The 8,250-nt window shown below is 64.9% G+C and carries 7 protein-coding genes and 1 pseudogene; 1 reads left to right on the top strand and 7 read right to left on the bottom strand.

The window, feature by feature from the left end; genetic code table 11:
* Window positions 1-277, top strand: a pseudogene (locus tag H276_RS0118750) (IS1634 family transposase); the annotation flags it as partial.
* Between the two features lie 74 nt (window positions 278-351).
* On the opposite strand, the gene clpC1 reads toward H276_RS0118750, so the two are convergent.
* The 7 genes from clpC1 to H276_RS0118715 all read right to left on the bottom strand — a co-directional run bounded on the left by clpC1 (window position 352) and on the right by H276_RS0118715 (window position 8,241).
* Entirely contained in the window at window positions 352-2,880 is a 2,529-nt protein-coding gene (gene clpC1 / locus H276_RS0118745) for an ATP-dependent protease ATP-binding subunit ClpC (protein ID WP_019972819.1), read from the bottom strand.
* Between the two features lie 253 nt (window positions 2,881-3,133).
* Window positions 3,134-3,478: a histone-like nucleoid-structuring protein Lsr2 gene (gene lsr2 / locus H276_RS0118740; RefSeq protein ID WP_019972818.1), complete on the bottom strand. Its 345-nt coding sequence runs from the start codon at window positions 3,476-3,478 to the stop codon at window positions 3,134-3,136.
* A 116-nt stretch (window positions 3,479-3,594) separates the two neighbouring features.
* On the bottom strand, window positions 3,595-5,097 hold the full coding sequence (gene lysS / locus H276_RS0118735; protein ID WP_019972817.1) for a lysine--tRNA ligase: 1,503 nt from the start codon (window positions 5,095-5,097) through the stop codon (window positions 3,595-3,597).
* 36 nt (window positions 5,098-5,133) lie between these two features.
* Window positions 5,134-5,949 (bottom strand): type III pantothenate kinase, encoded by an 816-nt coding sequence (locus tag H276_RS0118730; protein ID WP_019972816.1) that lies wholly within the window; start codon window positions 5,947-5,949, stop codon window positions 5,134-5,136.
* The gene (gene panD, locus H276_RS0118725) at window positions 5,949-6,383 is read right to left on the bottom strand and encodes an aspartate 1-decarboxylase (protein ID WP_019972815.1); all 435 of its coding nucleotides are present in this window, start codon (window positions 6,381-6,383) and stop codon (window positions 5,949-5,951) included. Before panD ends, H276_RS0118730 begins: the two co-directional genes overlap by 1 nt.
* A complete protein-coding gene (gene panC / locus H276_RS0118720) occupies window positions 6,383-7,321 on the bottom strand; it encodes a pantoate--beta-alanine ligase (protein ID WP_019972814.1) in 939 nt (312 codons plus the stop codon). The genes panD and panC overlap by 1 nt, the downstream gene beginning before the upstream one ends.
* Entirely contained in the window at window positions 7,318-8,241 is a 924-nt protein-coding gene (locus tag H276_RS0118715) for a Rossmann-like and DUF2520 domain-containing protein (RefSeq protein ID WP_019972813.1), read from the bottom strand. Before H276_RS0118715 ends, panC begins: the two co-directional genes overlap by 4 nt.
* Window positions 8,242-8,250: the final 9 nt, after the last annotated feature.

The following is an 8,250-nucleotide window of genomic DNA, read 5'->3' as shown; positions in this document are numbered from 1 at the left end:
GTTTCGGATGTCCAAGACCGACCTCACTGCCCGGCCCATGTTCAACCGCATGCGCGATGCCATCGAGGCCCACCTGACCATCGTGTTCGCCGCGCTGGCCGTCTCTCACGCCATCCAAACCCGCACCGGACTGTCGGTCGCCAAAGTCATCAAGCTACTGCGGCCGCTGCGCTCGGCGACCATCACCATCAACGGCGCCACACAGACCTTCCCACCCGAGATTCCCGACACCGAACGCAAGATCCTCACCGACCTCGGCTTCAAACCTGGGTACTAAGCGAAATGTCCAAACTCAGGTCCGATGGCCATAGAAAATGCCCCCGCCGATGGGCGGGGGCATTTTCGTGGCGATTATTCCGCTGTCGCGGCGGCCTTGGCCAGATCGGGACCATCCTGGCTGGCGCTCTTCGGCTTCCCCGCGAAGGTGAACTTCGCGTCTTCGCCGGCACCTTCGCCGTCCCAACCTTCGACGTCCACCGTGACCAGCTGACCCGGACCGACCTCGTCGAACAGGATCTTCTCCGAGAGCTGATCCTCGATCTCCCGCTGGATGGTGCGGCGCAGCGGCCGAGCACCCAACACCGGATCGAAGCCACGCTTGGCCAGCAGGGCCTTGGCCTTCGGCGTCAGCTCCATGGCCATGTCCTTGGTCTTGAGCTGGTTGCCGACCCGGCCGATCATCAGGTCGACCATCTTGATGATCTCGTCCTGTGTCAGCTGGTGGAACACGATGATGTCATCGATACGGTTCAAGAACTCCGGCCGGAAGTGCTTCTTGAGCTCGTCGTTGACCTTCTGCTTCATCCGCTCGTAGTTGTTCTCCCCGCCGCCCTGCGTGAAGCCGAGCCCGACGGCCTTGGAGATGTCGGACGTGCCCAGGTTGGAGGTGAAGATCAGCACGGTGTTCTTGAAGTCGACCGTGCGGCCCTGGCCATCGGTGAGGCGGCCGTCCTCCAGCACCTGCAACAGGCTGTTGTAGATCTCCTGGTGGGCCTTCTCGATCTCGTCGAACAACACGACGCTGAAGGGCTTGCGGCGCACCTTCTCGGTGAGCTGGCCGCCCTCCTCGTAGCCGACGTAGCCCGGAGGGGCACCGAACAGCCGCGACGCGGTGAAGCGGTCGTGGAACTCGCCCATGTCGATCTGGATGAGCGCGTCGTCCTCGCCGAACAGGAAGTTCGCCAAGGCCTTGGACAGCTCGGTCTTACCGACACCGGACGGGCCGGCGAAGATGAACGAGCCGGACGGACGCTTGGGGTCCTTCAGACCGGCACGGGTGCGGCGGATGGCCTTCGACACAGCGCGAACTGCATCCTCCTGTCCGATGATCCGCTTGTGCAGCTCGTCCTCCATGCGCAGCAGCCGAGTGGTCTCCTCCTCGGTCAGCTTGAACACGGGGATACCGGTCCAGTTGCCCAGCACCTCGGCGATCTGCTCGTCGTCGACCTCAGCTACGACGTCGAGATCACCTGAGCGCCACTGCTTTTCGCGCTCGGCACGCTGAGCGACAAGTTGCTTCTCGGAATCCCGCAGCCGCGCCGCCTTCTCGAAGTCCTGCGCATCGATCGCGGACTCCTTTTCCCGGCGGGCATCGGCGATCTTCTCGTCGAACTCGCGCAGGTCTGGCGGAGCGGTCATCCGCCGGATCCGCATCCGGGCGCCGGCCTCGTCGATCAGGTCGATGGCCTTGTCCGGCAGGAACCGGTCGTTGATGTACCGGTCGGCCAGGGTGGCGGCAGCCACCATCGCGCTGTCGGTGATCGAGACGCGGTGATGCGCCTCGTAGCGGTCCCGCAGGCCCTTGAGGATCTCGATGGTGTGCTCGACCGTCGGCTCCCCCACCTGGACCGGCTGGAAGCGGCGCTCCAGCGCGGCGTCCTTCTCGATGTACTTGCGGTACTCGTCGAGGGTGGTCGCGCCGATGGTCTGCAGCTCACCGCGGGCGAGCTTCGGCTTCAGGATCGAGGCAGCGTCGATGGCGCCCTCGGCGGCACCCGCCCCGACCAGCGTGTGCAGCTCATCGATGAACAGGATGATGTCGCCGCGGGTGTTGATCTCCTTGAGCACCTTCTTGAGGCGTTCCTCGAAGTCGCCGCGGTAGCGGCTGCCCGCGACCAGAGAACCCAGGTCGAGGGTGTAGAGCTGCTTGTCCTTGAGCGTCTCGGGGACCTCGCCGTGCACGATGGCTTGGGCCAGGCCCTCGACGACGGCGGTCTTGCCGACGCCGGGCTCGCCGATCAGCACCGGGTTGTTCTTGGTACGGCGGGAAAGCACCTGCATGACCCGCTCGATTTCCTTCTCGCGGCCGATGACCGGGTCGAGCTTGCCTTCCATGGCGGCGGCGGTCAGGTTGCGGCCGAACTGGTCGAGAACCAGCGAAGTCGAGGGGTTACCCGACTCGCCGCCCCGACCGCCGGTGCCTGCCTCGGCGGCCTCCTTGCCCTGGTAGCCGCTCAGCAACTGGATGACCTGCTGACGTACCCGGGTCAGTTCCGCGCCGAGCTTCACGAGCACCTGAGCTGCAACACCTTCGCCTTCTCGGATCAACCCGAGCAGAATGTGCTCGGTGCCGATGTAGTTGTGGCCGAGCTGCAGCGCCTCGCGCAGGCTCAGCTCCAACACCTTCTTGGCGCGCGGGGTGAAGGGGATGTGGCCGGACGGTGCCTGCTGACCCTGGCCGATGATCTCCTCGACCTGACTGCGAACGCCTTCCAACGAGATGCCCAGCGACTCCAGCGACTTGGCGGCTACGCCTTCGCCCTCGTGAATAAGACCCAAGAGGATGTGCTCGGTGCCGATGTAGTTGTGGTTGAGCATCCGGGCTTCTTCCTGAGCCAGGACGACGACCCTGCGGGCACGGTCGGTGAATCTCTCAAACATCGGTGGTTACCTGCTCTCCGTTGCATAGCGGCACTGACGCGCTGCACTCCGCGCGTAGCACCTACCGTCCACTCTAATGGGCGGCAGCTTCGGGTGCGGAGCTTGGCAGTGCGTTTACCCCGGGCACTCGATGCTGCAGATGAGCAACGTTGCCGGTGCGGGAAACGTTTCCGCAAGTGGTACGTGAACCGTTCGCCGCTAGCGAAAACACGGATCGGCGGTAACCGCCGATCCGTGTGTGGACAATTCTCTATTACGTTGCCGCATGGAATGCGTCGATGACGTCGGCGGGAATCCGGCCCCGGGTAGACACATTGTGTCCGTTACGGCGGGCCCATTCCCGGATGGCCGCGCTCTGTTCGCGGTCGATCGCCCCGCGCCCCCGACCCGACGGGCTGACAGCGCGCCCGCGCCTGCGACCACCCACACGACGCCCGGCCTCAACCCATTGTTTGAGATCGTTACGCAACTTCGTCGCATTCTTCGAGGAAAGATCGATCTCATAGGTGACGCCGTCGAGACCGAATTCGACCGTCTCATCGGCGGTGGCCGAACCATCGAAATCATCGACCAACGTGACGGTCACTTTCTTCGCCATTACCCCGCACCGAACCCTTCTGCCTACGCATTGGTGAGTACCTGTCAGTATCTCGCCTCGCTGACCAATGTGCCACACCGACGCGCGTAATTACAACAGATCGGGTTCCAACTCACTCAGTTGCCGAGACGCCGAACAATCGGGAACAAAACCGTCTCCCGAATTGAAAGCCCTGTCAATGCCATCAACAACCGGTCGATACCCATTCCCGTGCCAGTCGTCGGTGGCATCGCGTACTCCAATGCCGCAAGGAAATCTTCGTCGAGAACCATTGCCTCGTCATCTCCGGCAGCTGCCGCGCGCGCTTGGGCCGCGAAACGTTCACGTTGGATTACCGGATCGATCAGCTCGGAGTATCCCGTCGCCAGTTCGAACTTGCGGACGTATAGATCCCATTTTTCTGTGACACCGACAATACTTCGGTGCGCGCGCACCAACGGTGTCGTCTCAACGGGGAAGTCCCTGACGAAGGTGGGCGCCCACAACTTGTCGCCCACAGTGTGTTCCCAAAGTTCTTCCACCAATTTCCCGTGACCATAACCACGGTCACGGGGAATCTCGGCCCCGAGTTGGTCGGCGATCTGCCACAACCGCTCCACGGACGTCTGCGGCGTGATCTCCTCACCCAGCGCTTCGGAGAGCGATGGATACATTTCGACCGACTCCCATTGGCCGTCGAGATCGTAGACCGTGCCATCTGGCATTGGCACTTCTCTGGTGCCGAGCGCTTCGTCGGCGACCTCCTGAATAACTTCCCGGGTGACCGTCGCCGAGTCGTTGTAGTCGCCGTATGCCTGATATGTCTCCAGCATCGCAAATTCCGGCGAGTGCGTGGAATCTACACCTTCGTTACGAAAGTTCCGATTTAACTCGAAAACCTTCTCAAAACCGCCGACCGCGCAGCGTTTCAGGAACAGTTCAGGTGCGATGCGCAGGAAGAGATCGACGTCGAGCGCATTGGAGTGCGTAATGAACGGACGTGCGGCCGCGCCACCCGCCTGGGTCTGCAGCATCGGCGTTTCGACTTCGAGGAATCCGCGCCGTTCCAGCGCGTTGCGCACCGCGCGAACGACGGCAACCCGTTGCCGCGCGATGGTGCGTGCCTCAGGGCGCACAATCAGATCGACATAGCGCTGACGCACGCGCATTTCTTCGCTCATTTCTTTATGAGCGACAGGAAGTGGACGCAGCGACTTGGCAGCCATCTGCCAGGAATCGGCAAGCACCGACAATTCGCCGCGTTTCGAGCTGATCACCTCGCCGTGCACGAACACGATGTCACCGAGGTCGACGTCGGCCTTCCACGCGTCCAGCGACTCCTGACCCACCTGCGCGAGGCTGACCATGGCCTGCAGTTGCGTGCCGTCGCCTTCCTGCAACGTCGCGAAGCACAGCTTGCCGGAGTTGCGGGCAAAAACCACCCGGCCGGCGACTCCGACAACCTGACCGGTCTTGGTGTCGGCTTCCAGGTCGGGGTACGCACTGCGCAGCTCGGCCAGCGTATGGGTGCGCGCCACGGCCACCGGATACGGCTCACGGCCCTCAGCCAGCAACCGTTCCCGCTTGGCCTGACGGATCCGGAATTGCTCGGGGATGTCGGCTTCGTACTCGGAAGTCACGTGGCTATCGGCTTGGGTCACGAAATGCCAGCTTAGTCAGCGCGCAGGCTTGAGCCGTCCGCGCTGCGGGTCCCGGTTGCGCTCGAAGACCAGCCGCAGGCCGTCCAGGGTCAGATGACGGTCGTAGTGCTCGACGGTACGCAGATCCGGCAGCACCAGGGGCGCCGTGTGGCCGGTGGCGACGACGGAGACATTGCTGCCGGAGAATCCGTCGACGTCCTCACGGATGCGGCTGACCAGACCGTCGACCAGACCCGCGAATCCGAAGACAGCGCCGGCCTGCATGCATTCGACGGTGTTCTTGCCGATCACCGAGCGGGGCCGGGTCAACTCGACCCGGCGCAGCGCCGCCGACCGCGCCGCGGCGGCATCCGAGGAGACGTGCACGCCGGGGGCGATCGCACCGCCGAGGAATTCGCCCTTGGCAGATACGACATCGACGCAGATGGACGAGCCGAAATCGACCACGATCGCAGCCGTACCGTATTTGTGGTATGCCGCAAGGCAATTCACAATACGGTCAGCACCGACCTCTTTGGGGTTGTCCACCAGCAGCGGGATACCCGTGCGCACACCCGGTTCGATCAACACGTGCGGAATGGTCGGCCAGTACTGCTCGAGCATCAACCGCACCTCGTGCAGCACCGACGGCACTGTCGACAGGCCGGTGGCACCGCTCAACTGGTCGGAGTCCTCCCCGATGAGGCCCTCGATGGTCAACGCGAGCTCGTCCGCGGTCACCTCGGACTCAGTGCGAATCCGCCACTGCTGCACCACCTTCGCGTGATCTCCCGAACCGGAGATCAACCCGACGACGGTGTGGGTGTTACGGACGTCGATGGCGAGCAGCATCAGCGCGGGGACATGAGTTCGGAGATGCCCGCACGCGAGGAGGACAAGAATGTCAGGTCGGGGACGTGCGCGGGATCGTGCCCGAGGTCGATCTGTTGGTTGTCGCCGTCGACGAAGACTATCCGTGGACGGTACGCCCGCGCCTCGGCGTCCTCCATCACGCCGTACGCGATCAGGATCACCAGATCGCCCGGGTGGATGAGATGTGCTGCGGCACCGTTGATCCCGATGACACCGGTGCCCCGCTCGCCGGTGATCGCGTAGGTCACCAGCCGAGACCCGTTGTCGATGTCGACGATGGTCACCTGCTCACCTTCGAGCAGGTCAGCTGCGTCCATCAGGTCCGCGTCGATGGTCACGGAGCCGACGTAGTTCAGGTCGGCCTGGGTCACCCTGGCCCGGTGGATCTTCGATTTGAGCATCGTGCGTTGCATCAGTTCCTCCAAGGCAATTCGTGGTTGTCGTCCACGCGGGGATGCCCGTCGATACCCGCGGACGCGCCGATGTCGACGGCGATGTTGTCCAGCAGCCGGGTCCGGCCCAGGCGTGCGGCCACCAGCAACCGAGCCGGCCCCTCCTCGGGCGCGGGGCCCAGCCGCGGATCGCGGACCTGCAGATAGTCCACCTCGATGGCAGGCACCTCGTCGAGCACCGCCCTGGCGGCGTCCACCGTTGCGCCTGCGCCGCCCGCCGCCGCGTACTTCCCGGCCAGCAGCGCCGCCGACAGCGCGGTGGCCTGCTCCCGTTCGTCGGCGTCGAGGTAGCGGTTGCGCGAGGACAGGGCCAGCCCGTCGGATTCGCGCACGATCGGTACGCCGACGATCTGCACGTCGACATCGAGGTCGGTGACCATCTGCCGGATCAGCGCCAGCTGCTGGTAGTCCTTCTCGCCGAAGTAGGCCGTGTCGGGATCGACGATGTTGAGCAGCTTCAGAACGACCGTCAGCACACCGGCGAAATGCCCTGGGCGCGAGGCCCCTTCGAGTTCTTCACCGAGCGGACCCGGGTGCACGGACGTGCGTGGCCCGTTCGGGTAGACCTCGGCCACGGTCGGCGTGAACGCGATGTCGACCCCTTCCGCACGCAGGGCGGCCAGGTCGTCGTCGAGGGTGCGCGGGTAGGCGTCGAGGTCCTCCCCTGCGCCGAACTGCAGGGGGTTGACGAAGATCGACGCCACCACAACCGCTCCGGGCACCCGCTTGGCGGCCTTGACCAGGGTCAGGTGCCCCTCGTGCAGCGCACCCATGGTGGGCACCAGCGCTACCCGTCGCCCGGTGGCGCGCAGCACGCGGGTGACCGCGGCAACGTCGGCGGGATTCCGGTAGACGTTGAGCTCGCCCGCGGTGAATTTCGGTGGGGTGTCCAGGGTCATCGTCGGCTCGTTTCCCCCAGCACCGCGAAGACCTCTCCGGGTGCGTGGGCACGCTGGGCTGTACGCAGTGAGTTGGCCCGATATGACTGGGCCAGTTGAGGATCCAGCTCTTCAATCGCGTTCAGATGGGCTGCGACGGCGGCCGCGTCACCGCGCGCGACCGGCCCGGTCAGCGCGGATTGACCGCGCTGCAGCGCGTTCTCCAGTGCTGCTCGGGCCAGCGGGGCGACCACCCGTTCGGCAAGGCCACCCGGTTCGTCGCCGACGAGTTCCTGGCCGAGCAGTTCCTGACCGCGCAGCGATGCGCGCAGCACGTCCACAGCGTCGAGCACCAGCGTCACCAGGTGATTGCCGGCATGCGCCAGGGCGGCGTGGTAATGCGTCCTTTGGTCCTCGCGGATACGGAACGGCTCACCGCCGATCTCGAGCACGAGGGACTGGCCGATGGCGTAGCCGACTTCGTCGGCGGCCGTGACGCCGAAGCAGGTGTCCGGCAGGCGGGCGATGTCCTCGTCAGAGCCCGTGAAGGTCATGGCGGGATGGATGGCCAGCGGGATACAGCCCTGCTCGGTCAGCGGCGCCAGCACCGCGACACCATTGGCGCCCGAGGTGTGGACGACGATGGTGCCCGGCCGCACCGCGCCCGTGGTTGCCAGCCCAGCGACCAGTGCCGCCAATTCGGCGTCGGGAACGGTGAGCAGTAACAGCTCGGCACGCGCGGCGACCTCGTGCACCGGAAGGATCGCCGTATCAGGCAACCTGCGCTGGGCACGCAGCCGGGACCCCTCCGAGATGGCGCTGCACGCCACCACGACGTGCTCTGCCCGCTCCAGGGCGTAGCCGAGCGCGGTCCCGACGCGACCGGCCGAGATGACGCCGACGGACAGCCGCGCCGGACGCAGCCCGTCGAACTGCTCCATCGCAGACGA

The organism is Mycobacterium sp. 141 (assembly GCF_000382405.1).
Classification (GTDB): Bacteria; Actinomycetota; Actinomycetes; order Mycobacteriales; family Mycobacteriaceae; genus Mycobacterium.
This window is presented reverse-complemented; position numbering and strand designations above follow the sequence as displayed.

Bases quoted from the DNA above. Each gene is read 5' to 3' on its own strand.
- clpC1 (WP_019972819.1), bottom strand. From the start codon at position 2,880: ATGTTTGAGAGATTCACCGACCGTGCCCGCAGGGTCGTCGTCCTGGCT.
- lsr2 (WP_019972818.1), bottom strand. From the start codon at position 3,478: ATGGCGAAGAAAGTGACCGTCACGTTGGTCGATGATTTCGATGGTTCG.
- H276_RS0118730 (WP_019972816.1), bottom strand. From the start codon at position 5,949: ATGCTGCTCGCCATCGACGTCCGTAACACCCACACCGTCGTCGGGTTG.
- panD (WP_019972815.1), bottom strand. From the start codon at position 6,383: ATGCAACGCACGATGCTCAAATCGAAGATCCACCGGGCCAGGGTGACC.
- panC (WP_019972814.1), bottom strand. From the start codon at position 7,321: ATGACCCTGGACACCCCACCGAAATTCACCGCGGGCGAGCTCAACGTC.
- H276_RS0118715 (WP_019972813.1), bottom strand. From the start codon at position 8,241: ATGGAGCAGTTCGACGGGCTGCGTCCGGCGCGGCTGTCCGTCGGCGTC.